The sequence below is a fragment of the uncultured Sphingopyxis sp. genome (genome assembly GCF_900078365.1).
Taxonomy (GTDB): Bacteria; Pseudomonadota; Alphaproteobacteria; order Sphingomonadales; family Sphingomonadaceae; genus Sphingopyxis.
On record NZ_LT598653.1, the window covers coordinates 1,372,175 to 1,387,977 of the forward strand.

Genomic DNA, 15,803 nt, shown 5'->3' on the forward strand with positions numbered 1-15,803 from the left:
GAGGGTGAAGATGCTATTCCGGGGATTATCATTTCTACTTCTTGGTGCGAGCCTGTCGGTCCAGAATGGTGAGGCCAAGACCGAACCCACGCAGCAACCGTTTCCGCCGGCGCGCGAGATAGCGCGCGATATTCCCTATCCGGGCCGGATCGAACTGAAGATCGATGCCCGAAATTTCGAGCAGCGCATAATTCAGGCTCGGCAAACCATAACGACGCACGGCGGCGAAACGATTACACTTCTGTATCCGATGTGGATGCCCGGCAATCATGCGCCGCGCGGGCCGCTCCAGAATCTGGCGGGACTGCGCGTGACGGGGGGCGGCAAGAATCTGGCCTGGCGGCGTGATCCGGTCGAGATGGCGGCCTTTCATATCGACGTGCCGTCGGGAGTGCAGAAGATCGTCCTGGAATATGCTTTGCTCGCGCCGCTGAATTCGAAGCAGGGTCGGATCATCTTCACCCGAGATTTCCTCAACCTTCCCTGGAACGGTCTCCTCTTTTATCCGGCCGGCTATTATGTGCGCCGTATCCCGGTCGACGCGAGCATCGATCTGCCCGAAGGCTGGTCCTGGTCGACGGCTCTCGCCGCGAAACCGGGGGCGGCGGCTATCGATTTCGCGCCGACCACCGTCGCCGACCTCGTCGATTCACCGCTCTATGCAAGCCGGCATCACCGGCGATATCAACTCGATGGAGGCAAGCAACCGGTCTTTCTCGATGTGTTCGGGGACAAGGCGGACGCGGTCAATGCGAGTGACCAGCAAATCGCGGTCCACAAGGAAATCATCCGGCAATGCGATCGTTTGTTCGGTACGCGGCCGTTCGACCGCTATGTTTTTCTCCTGTCGCTGAGCGACAAGATACCTGCCGGCGGAACCGAGCACGAGCAGTCGAGCGAAAACCGGTCGAGTTCCGGCTATTTCTCGCGCTGGGACGCGCTTCCCTGGACCCGCATGCTACTGCCGCATGAATATGTTCATGCCTGGAACGGAAAATTCCGGCGACCGGCACTCACCTTCACCGCGGACTTCAACACGCCGACCCGCAACGAATTGCTCTGGGTCTATGAGGGGCTTACGACTTACTATGCTTTGGTGGTGGCGACCCGAGCAGGTATGTTGTCCGAGGCTGACGCACATGATTTCCTGGCGCTGACGCAAGCCAGTTACGCGCAGTTGCCTGGCCGGAGCTGGCGATCGCTGGCTGATACGACGAACAGCGCCATCTTCTCGACGCAGCGTCCCCTGCCGTGGCCGGACTACCAGCGTTCCGTGCGCGACTATTATGATGAAGGGCTTCTTCTGTGGCTCGAGGCCGACCTGCTCATCCGCGAACAATCGCAAGGCAGGCGCTCGCTCGACGATTTCATGCGCGCCTTCTTCGCCGGCGAGGCGGGGCGGCGGACGACCAGCACGTTCACTTTCGACGATCTCGTCGCCGCGCTGCATGCAGTCTGGCCGTATGACTGGGAAAGCTGGCTTCGCCTTCGTCTCGATCGCACCGGAACGGATTTGCAGGGATCGCTCGATGGATCGGGTTATCGGACGGTGTTTCGCACGCGAGCCAATAAATTTCAGCAGTTGTCAGAGAGCGAGGCGAAGCAGTCCGACCACAGCTATTCGATCGGGATGGTGGTCGATCACTCGGGCATCGTCGGGACGGTGCGATGGAATGGCCCGGCGTTTCTCGGCGGTTTCAGTAGCGGCGCCGAAATTCTTGCAGTGGACGGTGAAACCTACAGCCCCGCGATTCTGGCCAAGGCGATCGAAGCGGCGGCCGCCCGTAAAGGCGAGATTACGCTCACAGTGCGCGATGACAATCGGGTTCGTGTGAAGAAAATACCCGTGTCCGACGGGGCGGATTATCCGGCGCTTGAGACGGTTCCGGGCTCGGTCGATCGCCTCGGCGCGATTTTCAAGCCGCTTTAGGGGTGATCGACATTCAGAGACGCGACCCGAAGATGCTTGATCTCCGAGCCTCTGAGCGCAGCGTGCCGATGGCCGATAAGCATTGGAGAGCTCGGAAACTCACCATCGGCAGGCGGTCAGAGCCGGTGCATCTCAGCGCTGGAGTGCCGCCTGTTCATCGGCCGGCGCGGTGGCGGTCGCGGTTGTAGGGCCGGCCTCGGTGCCGAAGACGAGAACCCGCGAATCCGGGCCAAGCCCGAGCCGTTCGGCCGCTTCCGACGAGTGACCGATCAGCGTATGAAGCCCGGTAAGACCGGCAACGCCGGACAGGCCGATATCATGGGATGTCAAGCCGAATTCGCCCATGAGGAGGCGTTGGCGGATGCGGATCGCCTCGTCGTCCCGCACGGTTATGAAGGCGTCGGCGCGGATCGAGAGGATCGGCCAGGCGGCAGGCGAGGCGTTCCCGACGGCGAGCATTTGCATGACCGTCGACACATCGCCTTTCAACTGCGCGGGGCGGCCTTCCTGGGCGCTGGCGAGAACGCAGGCCGCCGTTTCCGGTTCAACGACGACGAATTGAGGGCGGGCGGCTCCGAGCTTCTCGCTCAGTACTCCGATGACCCCCGCTGCAAGGCCGCCGACGCCCGCCTGGAGAAAAACATGCGTCGGAAAGCGGGCCGGTTCAAACTGGTCAAGCAGTTCGAGGGCCATGATGCCGTAGCCGTGCATCACGTGGTGAACGGTTCGGTCGCTGGCATCGTTCGTATCGGAGATCAGCAGCCAACCGTTTTTTTCCGCGGCGGCGGCGGCGATAACGACCGAATCGTCGTAATTTCCGGGTGATCGGATCACGGTGGCACCGAGCGCCTCGATCGCGGCGACCTTATAATCGAGGGCATGTTCCTGCATGAAAATGACCGCCTTGCAGCCGAGGCGCTGCGCCGCATAGGCCACCGAACGTCCGTGATTGCCCTCCGTGGCGGTGCAGAGCACGATATTCTGCTTGTCCGCCATGTCGCTGACCTTCAGCGTCGCTGCATAGGCGCCGCCGAGACTTTTGAAACTGTTCTGACCAAGCCGCTGCGACTCATCTTTCATCCACACCTTCGCCAAGCCGAGTTCGCTCGCCATTCCCGGCAAATCGCGCAGCGGCGTGGGGGCATATCGCGGCCATCGCCCGACCTCGGCAAGCGCGTCGCGCGCATCTTCGAGACTGGTCACTGCCCGTTCGGCATCCGAATATGGGGCGCGCGATGCCAGTTCATTGATGTGGATTTGCATGCGGTTCGTCCCCTTTGCTGCAACAGCTCTGTCGGAACAAAATAGCGACAGCGGTGCGCGATATGCGGCGCCATCGCTTGACTCGACGCGAAGTTGCGGCAATTTTTATTGAAATGGTGCATCAAAACGGCGCGAGGAAACATGAGCGAACTCGAACTCGACAAGCTGGATCGTCAGATCCTGAACGCGCTTCAGGAAAATAATCTGACGTCCGCGGACCGCCTCTCCGAAACCATTGGCCTCTCGGCCTCGGCGATCCAGCGCCGCGCCAAGCGGCTGCGCAAGGAAAAGATAATCCTGCAGGATATCTCGGTGGTGGACCCGAAGCGCGTCGGGCAGATGGCGACCTTCATCGTCGAGGCCAGCCTGGAACGGGAGAATGCCCAGGTGGTCAGCAACTTCAAGCGTCGCATGATGGCCGCGCCCGAGGTCCAGCAATGCTATTATGTGACGGGCGACAGCGATTTCATCCTCATCGTCACGGCGCGCGACATCGAGGAATATGAAGAGGTCGTGCAGCGCCTGATGTTCCAGGACGGCGCAGTCCGCAAATTCCGGACTTCGGTCGTACTCAGCCGCGTCAAGACCGGCCTGGCGGTGGCGATCGACGAGGGCGACTAGGGTGGGGCGAGACCCTCACGCGACGGCGGCGCGGCGCTGCCGGAGCTTGAGGGCGAGCCGCACGACATAAATGGCGATGACGCCCAGAACGACCGCTTTGGTGACCGGGTTCACCCAATGCTCTACTTCAGCATATTGGTCCTTGAGGACGTAGCCGGCGATAATCAGGATCGTGTTCCACATCGCCGACCCCACTATCGTCAGAATGAGAAAGCGGCCAAGCGCCATCGGTGCGAGACCGGCCGGCACCGAAATCAGGGTTCGCACCGCCGGGACAAGGCGCCCGAAGAGGACAGCGATCCAGCCAAAGCGGTCGAACAGTCGCTTGGCGCGACGGAATTCGCCAAGGCTGAGCGTGAGCCAAAGGCCCGCGACCTTGATGAGCCAGATCGTCCGCCGCCGTCCGAAGGCCCGGCCGAGATAATACCAGGGAAGGGCTCCTGCCACGCTGCCTGCGGTCGACGCCAACAAAACGAGCGCCGGGTCCATCTCTCCGCGCGCGCAGGCAAAACCCGCGAGCGGAACGATCAGTTCGGAAGGGATCGGCGGAAAGATATTCTCGAGCAACATCAAGAGAAACAAGCCAAAGTAGCCATAATCGCGGATAACGTCCAAGAGCCAGTCGAACATCATGATCCTCAAGCAGAAACAAGGCCGTCGCGGCTTGTCGCGGGGCGCGGAAGCGGCCATTTTCGCTGTCCGCGCAAGGGCTGCCGCGCAAATGGGGCAGAGGCCGCGCTGGAATTCGGCGGGTTGTCGGCAAAAAGCGCCTGAAAACGGCGTGACCCTGATCTAGCCCTATGACGGGAGGCTCCTGAAGTGGTTGTATTTGCTTTTTTCGCTGTTGCATCGGCGTGCCCGCGGACCGGCCGGTCGATTGACCGAGCAGGAGGGCGGCGATGACAAAATATGATTGGCAGTTTAGCGTGGAATCCTGGCCGTTCCGCACGCCCTACCGGTTTGCGGGACATGTTTGGACCAGTCTCGATCTGTTCGTTGCGCGCGTGAACGACGGCACGCACGAAGGAATTGGCGAGGGGGCGGGCGTCTATTATCACGACGAACCCGTCGCCGACATGCCCGCCCGTGCCGAGCTGTTGCGCGATCGGCTCGAAAACGGCCTGACGCGCGACGAATTGCAGCAATGCCTCCCCGCCTCGGGTGTGCGCAACGCGATCGATTGCGCATTGTGGGATCTGGAATCGAAGCGCTCGGGCGTCGCGGCGTGGCGATCCGCTGGATTATCGAGCCTTCGCCCGCTGACATGTGTTCAGACGCTCTCGATCGCCGATCCCGACGATATGGCCGCAGCGGCGCTCGCGGTGCCGTCGGCGCGGGCGCTCAAGCTGAAGCTGGCGGGCGACGGCCTGGACGGCGCGCGCGTGCGCGCCGTTCGATCAGTGCGCCCCGCGGCGTGGATCGGCGTCGATGCCAATCAGAGCCTGACGCTGCGGACGCTCGAAGAGCTCTTCCCCGCACTTGGCGAGGCAAAGGTCGATCTGCTCGAGCAGCCTCTGGCGGTCGGGCAGGACGCCGGTCTTGAAGGGCGGGATTGGCCTATCCCGCTCGCGGCCGACGAGAGCGTTCAGACGGCAACCGATATCGCGGCACTTGCCGGCCGTTATCAGGTCATCAACATCAAGCTCGACAAGGCGGGCGGCCTGACCGAAGCGTTGCGAATGGCCGATGAGGCGCGCCGCCTGGGAATGAAGATCATGGTCGGCAACATGCTTGGCACATCGCGTGCGATGGCACCCGGCATGATCGTCGGTCAACATTGCGACGTTGTCGATCTCGATGGCCCGCTGCTTATTGGCAGGGATATTGCGGGCGGGTTGGATTATTCGGGGGGAATGGTGCGAGCTGGCGCATGCCGATGGGGTCAGGCGTGAGCGCTTCGACGCCCGCGATTGCGGCACCGGCCGCGGACGGCCGGCCGCTTTTCGGCCATCCGCGCGGCCTATCCGTCCTGGTGGCGACGGAGGTCTGGGAGCAATTTTCCTATTACGGCATGCGGGCGCTCTTGATCTATTACATGATCAGCACGCTCGGCTTCTCCCAGCCGTCGGCATCGATGATATACGCGACCTACGTCGCGGCCGCCTATTTCACGCCGATCATCGGCGGCGTGCTGGCCGATCGATGGCTCGGGCGTCGCCGCGCCGTCGCTCTGGGATCGCTGACCATGGCGGTCGGCCACCTCATTCTCGCATGGGAGCCCGCCTTCTTCGTCGCGCTCGCGCTCATCGCTGTGGGCAATGGTCTCTATGTCCCGAGCATCGCCAGCCAGATCGGCGGGCTCTACAGGTCGGGAGACCCTCGACAGAAAAGCGCCTTCAGCATCTATTATATGGGCGGAAACGTCGGTGGCTTTCTGGCGCCTTTGGCGTGTGGCTATCTCGGCGAAACCTACGGTTGGCACTGGGGATTCGGGCTGGCGGGGATCGGCATGCTTGTCGGCCTGGCAATATATTTGGCGGGCGAGAAAAGCCTGCCGGAAAGTACAGGTGATGCGCCGGTGGATACGCCCGAGGCCCGAGAGGGGCAGGGGACGATGCCCTTGCTCCTTGCCGTGCTGGCGGTCGTGATCCTCTTTCGCGGCGCTTATGAGCAACTCGGGAATAGCGTTGCGCTTTGGATCGAAGCCGCCGACCGGGATATCGGACAGCTCGTCATTCCCATGACCTGGTTCCAGTCGCTGAACGGCCTGCTGGTCGTTCTCCTCACGCCGCTGTTGCTGGCATGGTGGAACCGGCGCTCGGCGGTCGTCTCTTCGGGGCGCCGCATGGCGGCGGGGGCAGGGCTGGTAGCTTTGGCCTATGTGCTCGCAGCGGCGATATCCTTTGCAGCCGAGGCCAATCAATCGGCCGTCGCCTGGCCGTGGATCGTCCTTTTCTTTTTCCTGATCACCGCCGGAGAGCTCCATATCCTTCCGGTCGGGCTCGGACTTTTCGGCCGCCTGGCGCCCCGTCGCATCGCGGCGTCGGTGATGGCGATCTGGTTCGCCGCGATCAGCGCCGGCAGCTTTTTATCGGGCATCATCGGCGCGTTCTGGTCGAGTCTTTCGCCGGACCATTTCTTTATGCTCGTCGCGTCGGTTTCGGGCGCTGCCGCCCTGCTGTGCTTGGCCCTGTCGGGATGGATCGCGCGCGTGGAAGAGAAACGGGGGAGCTGACATGCCGCAACTTTTGAGGATTCTCTTCCTGCTTTTGATCGCCGGGCTTCCAGCCACCGCGTCCGCGCGCGTACCGGAGCCGCTGGACGCGGTCATCGACCGCGCGGCGACGAGCTTCGGGGTTCCGGGAGCCGTCATAGTCGTCGTCGAGGGCGATCATATCGTTTATGAACGGGCGGTGGGTGTAGTGCGCCTGGGCGAGCCCGACGCGGTTTCGATGCACACGCGCTTTGCGATCGGCTCGATCACCAAATCCTTTGCGGCCGCCGCGATCGCGCAGCTGGTCGATGAAAAGCGGCTCTCGTGGGACGACAAGGCGATCGAGTATCTGCCCGAGCTTCACATGAATGACGACTATGTCACGCGCGAACTCACGATCCGCGACATGTTGTCCCATCGCAGCGGCCTCGCGTCGGGCGCGGGCGATCTGCTGTCATGGCCGCAGACCAATATTCCGATGAACGATAAATTGGCCGCGCTTCGCTACCTTCCGCTGACACGGGGATTTCGGGCGCGCTATGGGTACAGCAACCTGCTTTACGGCGCTGTCGGAGAGATTATCGCGCGGCGCAGCGGCATGCCCTGGTCCGACTATGTGCGCACGCGCTTTCTCGCGCCCCTCGGCATGCGTGATGCGCTCGGACGCAGCAGCACCGCCTGGCCGCATGCCCGGATCACCGAGGAGATGCGGGGGACCGGACCCGTCGTTCCGCTTCCGCGCAGCTACAGGCTCGATGGCGACGGTGCCGCCGGTGCGCTCTATGCCAGCGGTGCCGACATGGCCCGGTGGATGTCGGTTCAACTCGCGGACGGACGGCTTCCCAATGGCGAACAGCTCTTCAGCGCAGATGCGGCGCGGGAAATGCACGCGCTGCAGACGCCGCTGCGTATCCGACCGAGCGAGGGCGAGTTCCGTGCGGCCGATCCGCATTTCAGCGGCTACGGCCTCGGCTGGTTTGTGCGCGACTATCATGGCACCAAGCTCTTGTATCACGGGGGCGGAACTCTTGGCGCCGTCGCGCTCCTCACCCTCGTCCCGCAAAAGAACATCGGTTTCATCATCCTGACGAATTCGGAAGAGTCGGGGTTTCTGCGGGCGGCCGAATTGCTCCTCCTCGATCATTATCTCGACCGGACGTCGCCCGACTGGGTCGGACTGCAGCAGAGGGAGGATGCGGGCATGTGGCATGACGCCCTTGCCGAAATGAAACAGGCCCAGGCGCGATTGCCGCGGGGCGGGCCCAGCTTGCCGCTATCAGCCTATATCGGACGGTATCGCGACAAGGCCTTCGGCATCGTCGAGGTCAGCGGCGACGATCGCGAACTGCGGATCCGGTTCGACCGGTCGCCTTTTTTGTCGGGCCGCCTCGAACATGCCGGGGGCGATATTTTCCGTACCCGCTTCACCGAGCCGGGCATGGAGGATGCCTATCTGACCTTCCGGATCGCGGGGCGCAAGGTTGCGGGTGCCAGCGCGGCGCCGGTATCGCCGGCCGCCGATTTCAGCTTCGACTTCAAACATCTCGATCTGACCCGGGAGTAATCATATGCGCTTGTCTCTCCTCGCGACGTTGCTTCTCGTGCCTTGCATTTCGGTCGCGGCGCGCGAGGCCGCCACCGCACCGGTCCGGCAGGAAGGCGAACTGACCTTCGACGGGATTCCGACCACCGAGCCGTTGGCGGGGGAAGCCGAGATTCATCGCTTCGACGCGATGCGTACGGCCTTTTTTCAGGGCTGGCTCGCCGATGGCTCGATGCTGATCCAGACGCGTTTCGGTCGCGTCGACCAGATCCATCAGGTTGCAGCGCCGGGCATGGCGCGGACCCAGCTCACTTTTGCAGCGGAGCCGGTGGGAAGCGCGCTGCCCCGACCCGGCACCGAAAGCTTTCTGTTCGTGCGCGACAGGGGCGGGGACGAATCATACCAAGGCTATCTCGGACGCGGCGACGCCGACGCTGTCCAGGTCAGCGAGCCCGGCACGCGAAACGAGCATTTCGTCTTCTCGCCTGACGGGCGCTGGCTGGCATGGTCGCGCCTTACGCCGGGTAAGGCCAATGCGCATATCATGTTGATGGACGCCGACGCTGTCGCGTCGCGCCATGTCATCTACGACGGCACGGGCACGGTGGCACCTATCGATGTCAGTAAGGACGGCCGTACGATATTGATCGAACAGCGCGAATCGATTGCGCGCAACCAATATCTTATTCTCGATAGTCGGTCGGGCCGCGCTGTCCGTATCCTGCCCGAACTTGCCGATGCCGCCTTTCGCAACGGCCGGTTTCTCGGCGACGGATCGCGGATCGCGCTTACGCTCGTCGGAAAGAAGGGAATTCGCTCGCTGGCGATTTTCGACGTCGCCACCGGCAAATACGCCTATCCCTTTGGCGAGGGAGACTGGGATGTCGAGCTTTTCGACGTCGCGCCGGACGAGAACCGCATCGCGCTTTCCATGAATATCGACGGTTTTTCGCGGGTCGCGATCCTGGACCTCGAACGCCCCGAAGCACCCCGCCCAATTCCGGTTCCCGACGGCATGGTGTTCAAATTGTCCTTCACCGACGACGGATCGCGGCTCGGCATCGGCCTGTCCACCGCCACCGGCGGCGACGTGTGGAGCTGGGACGCGAAGCGCGGCCTCGTGCGGTGGACCCGGTCCGAACTCGGCGGTCTTGCGGAGGATGACTTCGCAGTCCCCGAGTTGATCCGGTTTTCAACATTCGACGAGCGGATGATTCCGGCGCTGGTGTACCGACCGAAAGGTCGAAGGGTCGCCCGCCGACCGGTGATCATTTCGATTCACGGCGGGCCGGAAGCGCAGGAGCGCAGCTGGTTCAACGCGCAATATCAGCTGTGGACCCGCTTGCTGGGCGCGGTTGTCGTCGCGCCGAACGTTCGCGGCTCCACAGGCTATGGGCGCGATTATCTCGCCCTCGACGACGGTCTGAAGCGTCTCGATGCGGTAAAGGATATCGGCGCACTTCTCGACTGGATCGATCGCCAGCCCGATCTCGATCCCGCACGCGTCGTCGTTTACGGCGAATCCTATGGCGGCTTCATGTCGCTGGCATCGCTAGCGCATTATTCCGATCGCCTTGCCGGTGCGATCGATGTCGTCGGCATCTCGAACTTCGTGACCTTCCTGGAAAACACGGAAGGCTACCGGCGCGACAGGCGGCGCGCGGAATATGGCGACGAGCGCGATCCCGAAATTCGTGGCTTCTTCGACCGGATCAGCCCGATTCATCACGCCGACAGGATGCGCAAACCGCTGCTCGTGGTTGCGGGCGCCAACGATATTCGGGTGCCGGTCAGCGAATCGCGGGCGATCGTCGACAAGGTGAGAGCGGGAGGAGGAGAGGCCTGGCTCCTTGTCGCAGGCGACGAGGGGCATGGTTTCCAGAAGCGCGACAACCAGGCGGGGCAGGCACGCGTGCAGCTCCAGTTTCTGTCGCGACTTTTCGGCGAAACGCCGACCGCGGGAGTCGCGGAATGACCATCGCGCGCCGCCTCGCTATCGCCACTCTCTCGGCCTTCGCGTTGACAGGGGCGGGCGGCGAACCGGGCTTGATCCGGGAATATAATGTATCGGTGCCGATGCGTGACGGAACCCTGTTGTCGGCGAATGTCGTTCGTCCCAACACGGCGGACCGCGTGCCGGTCGTTCTGATACGCACACCTTATGGTCGAAACACCGAGCGCTATGCCGCGATGGGCAAATGGTGGGCCGAACGGGGCTATGCCTTCGTCGTTCAGGATGTTCGCGGTCGCGGCGATTCGGACGGGAACTTCCAGCCCTTCGTTCACGAGGCCGATGACGGTTTCGATACCCAGAGCTGGGCCGGGGGCCGACCCTGGTCGACGGGCAAGGTCGGCACGGCGGGCGGCTCCTATCTGGGATGGACACAGCTCTATCCGGCGTCGCTGAACAATCCGCATCTGGCGGCCATGATCCCCGCCGTGACGGCACCTGACCCGCATCGCAATTTTCCGCTGCAATTCGGCGTCCCGATGGTCGCGGCGGCGCATTGGGCGGCGCTGGTCGATGGTCGCCAGCGGCAGACCTTCGAAAATGTCGATCTTGCGGCCGCCTATCATCACCTGCCGCTTGCCGATTTTGATCGCGCCATCGGGCGAAACCTTCCGCTGTGGCGCGAATGGCTGGAACACCCGTCCTACGACGGTTACTGGCGTGCCCGCGGATATCAGTCGGCGCTGCTGAATGCGCGGGCGCCCGCAATGCACGTCAGCGGCTGGTACGACGACGTGCTGGTCGGGACACTGGAGAATTTTACCGCTCTTTCCCGCCGGAATTCATCCTTCGGTTTTCAGAAGCTGGTGATCGGCCCCTGGGGGCACAAGGTCAACGCCGGGCGCAAGCTGGGCGAAATCGATTTTGGGCCGGACGCGGTGATCGATTATGAAAATTTGCAGAAGCGATGGTTCGACCGGTGGCTGAAGGGGATCGACAACGGTATCGAGCGCGAGCCGCCGGTCCGGCTGTTCGTAATGGGTTCCAACGTCTGGCGTGACGAGTGGGAATGGCCGATCGCGCGGACGGTCTACACGAAATATTTTCTGCGCAGCGGTGGCAGGGCAAATGGCAGCGCCGGCGACGGCCTTCTCAGTCTCAAACCGCCGGCAGGCGATCCGCCCGATCGCTTCCGATACGATCCGGCGAATCCCGTTCCGCTGATCACCGCGCCCGATGCGACGCAGGTCGGCGGACCCGACGATTATGCGGAGGTTCAGAAGCGCGGCGATCTGCTGGTTTATACGACCCCGGTGCTGACCGCACCCGTCGAGGTCTGCGGGCCCGTCAAGGTCCGCCTGTTCGCCTCGACCAGTGCCCGCGACACGGATTGGACCGCGCAGCTTCAGCTCGTTCGAACCGACGGTTATGTGCAGCGCCTGAACGACGGCATCGTCCGGGCGCGATATCATCACTCGCTCGAACGGCCCGAGTTCGTGAAGCCCGGGGCAGTCGTGCCTTATGACATCGACCTCTGGGCAACCTGCATTGCCGTGAAGCGGGGCGAGAGGTTACGGGTCCAGATCGCGTCGAGCGCCTATCCGAAATTCGACCGCAATCTGAACACGGGAGGGGCAATCGCCCGCGAGGCGCGCGGCATCGTCGCGGATCAAACCGTTTTCCACGATGCGCGGCGTGCCTCCTATATTCTCCTCCCGATCGTTCCAGCACGGGCAGCGCGGTGACGGAGAACTCGCCCTCCGGACGCTGGACGGTACATGCTTTGTGGATGACGGGCGTATTCACGTTCGCGGGCTTCATTTCCTACATGGACCGCCTGATCCTCGGCAGTCTGATCGACCCGATCAAACATGACCTGGCCTTGTCGGATTCGCAGTTGGCTCTGCTTCAGGGTGCCGCCTTCGCTCTCGTTTATATCGTTGCCGGTTTGCTCTTTGGTCGTATCGCCGATCGCCTCCGCCGCCGCATCCCGTTGCTTGTCGCCGGGTCGCTAATCTGGTGCCTCGGTACCGTCGGTTGCGGCCTGGCGGGGAATTTCAACGAGATGTTCGCAGCCCGGATGGTGGTTGGCGTCGGCGAGGCGACCCTCGCGCCCGCCGCCGTGTCGCTGCTGGCCGCGTCGGTGCCGCCACAGCGCCTCGCGACCGCTATCGGTGCCTTCGTCATGGGAACGATCGTCGGCGGTCCCGGCGCGGTGGCGATCAGCGGCGCGCTTCTGGCGATCTTTGAAGGACACGCGGCCGGCCTGCCCTTCGTGCCTTGGCGTATGGTGTTGCTCGCTTGCGGCGGCTTTGGCCTGATCCTTCCCTTCCTGTTTCTCACCTTGCGCGAGCCCCTGCGGGAAGAGACGGAAGTGGGCGTGCCTCTATCACAGGTGCTGGCGACCTTTCGCCGGCATATCGGCGTCGTTCTCCCCATCTATCTCGGTCTCGCCTTGCTTTCGATCGGCGACTTCGGCTTGTTGACCTGGTCGCCGAGCCTGCTCACCCGCAACTTCAGGTTCGAGGCCGCCGATATCGCGCTCATCTTCGGTCTCGGCGTCACGCTCGCCGGGGTCATCGGGTCGCTCGGCGGCGGGCTGTTCCTCGACTGGCTCGGCCTGAAGAACGGTATGCGGCGCCATATCGCGATCATCGCGATCCTGGCAGGCCTTGCCGCTGTCGCTGCGGCCGCCATGGCCACGCCTTCGCAACTGCTGGTCGTCGCCGGTATTCTTGGCTGGACGATGGCGTCGGCCGTCGCCGCCATCGGTGGAATTGCCGTCCTGCAACGGGTGCTGCCGGCGGATTGCCGCGGCACGGCCATGTCGTTGGTGTCGTTTTTCGCGATCCTCATCGGCCTCGGCCTCGGGCCAACGCTCATCGCGGAGGTCACCGAAACGATTTTTGCGGATTCCTCGGCCGTCGGCTGGTCGATCGCAATCGTGACCGTTCCGGCTGCGCTCGTCGGGGCGATCCTGTTCCTGGTGTCGAGGTCCCAAATGCCCGAGGAGAGAGAACCCTGATGATGTCTTCGCAGGAACTGCTTCAGTCCGCCCTCGTGTGGGACAATCATGCCTGTCCGCCGCTACGCCCGAACGATGTCGAGTTCCTGCCGGCGCTCGACCGCTACCGCGCCGTCGGGGTCGACGTGGTGAGTCTCAATGTGGGGTTCGGAGAGCAGGGGATTGAAGATCATATACGGATGCTGGGGATGTTGCGCGGCTGGATCGCGGCGCATCCGTCGCGATACCGGCTGGTCGGATCGGTGCGCGATATCCGGGAGGCGCAGGCGGCTGGTCAACTCGCGATCTACTTCGATGTCGAAGGCATGCGCGCGCTCGGCGGGCAGGTCGATCTCGTCCGGCTTTATTATGATCTTGGCGTCCGCTGGATGCTGATCGCTTATAATCATCGCAACGAAGCGGGGAGCGGATGTCAGGATGACGCCGACGAGGGGCTGACCGATTTCGGGCGCCGGGCAATCGATGAGATGAACAGGGTGGGCATGCTGCCCTGTTGTTCGCACACCGGCTATCGGACCGCTGCCGAGGTGATCGACTATTCGCCCGAACCGGTCATCTTCTCCCATTCCAACGCGCGCGCGCTTTGGGATCACCCGCGCAATATTCCCGACGATCTCATGCGGCGCTGCGCCGACAAGGGCGGCGTCATCGGCATCAACGGGGTCGGGCTTTTCCTTGGCACCGACCGGGAAACCGCGCCCCTGATCGCGCGCCATATCGACCATGCCATCGCGGTGGCGGGCGAGGACCATGTCGCACTCGGAATCGACTATGTCTTCGATCTCAGTGAACTCGACGACTATGTTGCCGAGATGGCCGGAACTTTTCCGGCGAGCTATGGATATTCGGCCGGCATGCGCCTGACGGCCCCCGAGGAACTGCCGCTCGTCGTCGATAGCCTCGTCGCGCTGGGACACCCCGCGCGCCGTATCGAGAAGATACTCGGAGGCAATCTCCTGAAACTGGCAAGCGATCGCTGGACGTGAGGACGTCACAACAGGGCGCGGATGCGATCGTGATCGGCGCCGGAATCGTGGGGACCGCGATCGCGCTTGCGCTCGCGCGGACCGGCATGCAGGTCTTGCTTGTGGATCGCGGCCCTCCCGGCCTGGCTTGCTCGCGCGGCAATGCCGGTATCATCGCCACCTCCGAAATCGAGCCGCTCGTCAGCTTCCGCACGATGCTGCGCGTTCCCGCGCTTCTGCTCGATCCACTGGGACCGCTCCGCATTTCGCCACGTGCTTTGCCGCGGCTTCTGCCATGGTTCGGGCGGGCGGCGCTCTCTGCAAGGCGTGCGCGCCGTGAAAGCGCAACAATGGTTCTTGCGGCACTGTGCGAACAATCGCTCGACGCGCATATGCGCCTGCTGCCCGAAGCAGCGCACCACGGACTGATCCGCCGTTCCGGGATGATCGACGCGATCAGAGATGAAAAGGGGCGTTCATTGCTGCGCGCGCGCAAGATATCGTGCGAGCAGTATGGAATCGCGGTTGAAACGCTGGATTCCTCGGAACTTTGCGATCTGGAGCCCGCGTTGAAAGCCGGCCTTGCTGGTGGCCTTTTTCACCCCGGGGTTGCCCATGTTTCCGATCCGCTGGACATTGTCGTCGCCTATGCCAATGCATTCGGCAAATATGGTGGCACGTTCCGGCAAGCCCGTGTGGACGGCCTCGATGTGACCGATAGCGGCGTTCGGGTCCTGATCGATGGTACCGAAATCGAGACGCGGCATGTCGTGGTCGCGGCGGGAACCGGCTCACCGTCGCTGCTGCGTCCGTTCGCGAAAGCGATCCCGCTCGCTGCGGAGCGCGGCTATCATATGCAGCTTACCGAAAAGGGTCCTGCGCTGGGGCGGCCGGTCATGTTCATGAGCGACAGTTTCGTCGCCACCCCGCTTGCGCATGGCGTTCGCCTCGCGGGCACGGCCGAATTCGCGGCCGAGAATGACGAGCCCGATTGGCGCCGGGCAGATAAGCTGCTCCAAGGTGCGAAAGCCTATCTGCCCGATCTCGAGCCGGCCGGCGCCACCCGCTGGATGGGATCGCGTTCGACGTTTCCGGATTCGCTTCCCGCGATCGGCGCGATCGCAGGCACGTCCATCCACTATGCGTTCGGTCATCAGCATCTCGGGCTGACCTTGTCCGCCATTACGGCGGAGATGATTGCGAACATGATATGCAAGCGGCAAGCCTCGGCTATGCTCCCGCATCTCTCGCTCGATCGCTTCGCGCGAATTCGGCGGTGATCGTCGGCCGGGCGCGCAAATCATGCGCCACCATGCGCGCTTCCTCCTGAATCCGGTCGCGGTCACGGCTA

Annotated in this window: 12 protein-coding genes; 10 read left to right on the top strand and 2 right to left on the bottom strand. The window is 63.2% G+C overall.

Annotated features, from left to right (window positions below):
- The first annotated feature begins 10 nt into the window (after positions 1–10).
- Positions 11–1,930, top strand: a complete 1,920-nt coding sequence (locus tag QZL87_RS06160) for a peptidase M61 (protein ID WP_295326769.1) — start codon at positions 11–13, stop codon at positions 1,928–1,930.
- A 132-nt stretch (positions 1,931–2,062) separates the two neighbouring features.
- Here QZL87_RS06160 and QZL87_RS06165 read toward each other — a convergent pair whose 3' ends face one another.
- Positions 2,063–3,193 (bottom strand): diaminopropionate ammonia-lyase, encoded by a 1,131-nt coding sequence (locus tag QZL87_RS06165; protein WP_295325369.1) that lies wholly within the window; start codon positions 3,191–3,193, stop codon positions 2,063–2,065.
- A 141-nt stretch (positions 3,194–3,334) separates the two neighbouring features.
- Here QZL87_RS06165 and QZL87_RS06170 point away from each other — a divergent pair, with 141 nt between their 5' ends.
- A complete protein-coding gene (locus QZL87_RS06170; RefSeq protein WP_295325375.1) occupies positions 3,335–3,814 on the top strand; it encodes an Lrp/AsnC family transcriptional regulator in 480 nt (159 codons plus the stop codon).
- 15 nt (positions 3,815–3,829) lie between these two features.
- Here the strand turns inward: QZL87_RS06170 and QZL87_RS06175 are convergent, their stop codons facing one another.
- Complete coding sequence (locus QZL87_RS06175) at positions 3,830–4,444, bottom strand: DedA family protein (RefSeq protein ID WP_295325379.1); 615 nt, start codon at positions 4,442–4,444, stop codon at positions 3,830–3,832.
- A 269-nt stretch (positions 4,445–4,713) separates the two neighbouring features.
- Here QZL87_RS06175 and QZL87_RS06180 point away from each other — a divergent pair, with 269 nt between their 5' ends.
- Genes QZL87_RS06180 through QZL87_RS06215 form a run of 8 tightly spaced genes read left to right on the top strand, consistent with a single transcriptional unit; the run spans position 4,714 to position 15,732 of the window.
- Positions 4,714–5,706 (top strand): dipeptide epimerase, encoded by a 993-nt coding sequence (locus QZL87_RS06180; RefSeq protein ID WP_295325383.1) that lies wholly within the window; start codon positions 4,714–4,716, stop codon positions 5,704–5,706.
- Positions 5,703–6,989: a peptide MFS transporter gene (locus tag QZL87_RS06185; RefSeq protein WP_295325386.1), complete on the top strand. Its 1,287-nt coding sequence runs from the start codon at positions 5,703–5,705 to the stop codon at positions 6,987–6,989. The genes QZL87_RS06180 and QZL87_RS06185 overlap by 4 nt, the downstream gene beginning before the upstream one ends.
- Position 6,990: 1 nt before the next feature.
- The gene (locus QZL87_RS06190; RefSeq protein WP_295325390.1) at positions 6,991–8,532 is read left to right on the top strand and encodes a serine hydrolase; all 1,542 of its coding nucleotides are present in this window, start codon (positions 6,991–6,993) and stop codon (positions 8,530–8,532) included.
- A 4-nt stretch (positions 8,533–8,536) separates the two neighbouring features.
- The gene (locus QZL87_RS06195; protein WP_295325393.1) at positions 8,537–10,486 is read left to right on the top strand and encodes an alpha/beta fold hydrolase; all 1,950 of its coding nucleotides are present in this window, start codon (positions 8,537–8,539) and stop codon (positions 10,484–10,486) included.
- Complete coding sequence (locus QZL87_RS06200) at positions 10,483–12,207, top strand: CocE/NonD family hydrolase (protein ID WP_295325397.1); 1,725 nt, start codon at positions 10,483–10,485, stop codon at positions 12,205–12,207. The genes QZL87_RS06195 and QZL87_RS06200 overlap by 4 nt, the downstream gene beginning before the upstream one ends.
- A 44-nt stretch (positions 12,208–12,251) precedes the next feature.
- A complete protein-coding gene (locus tag QZL87_RS06205; RefSeq protein ID WP_295325401.1) occupies positions 12,252–13,487 on the top strand; it encodes an MFS transporter in 1,236 nt (411 codons plus the stop codon).
- A complete protein-coding gene (locus tag QZL87_RS06210; protein WP_295325404.1) occupies positions 13,487–14,473 on the top strand; it encodes a membrane dipeptidase in 987 nt (328 codons plus the stop codon). Before QZL87_RS06205 ends, QZL87_RS06210 begins: the two co-directional genes overlap by 1 nt.
- Positions 14,474–14,502: 29 nt before the next feature.
- On the top strand, positions 14,503–15,732 hold the full coding sequence (locus QZL87_RS06215; RefSeq protein ID WP_295325407.1) for an FAD-dependent oxidoreductase: 1,230 nt from the start codon (positions 14,503–14,505) through the stop codon (positions 15,730–15,732).
- Positions 15,733–15,803: the final 71 nt, after the last annotated feature.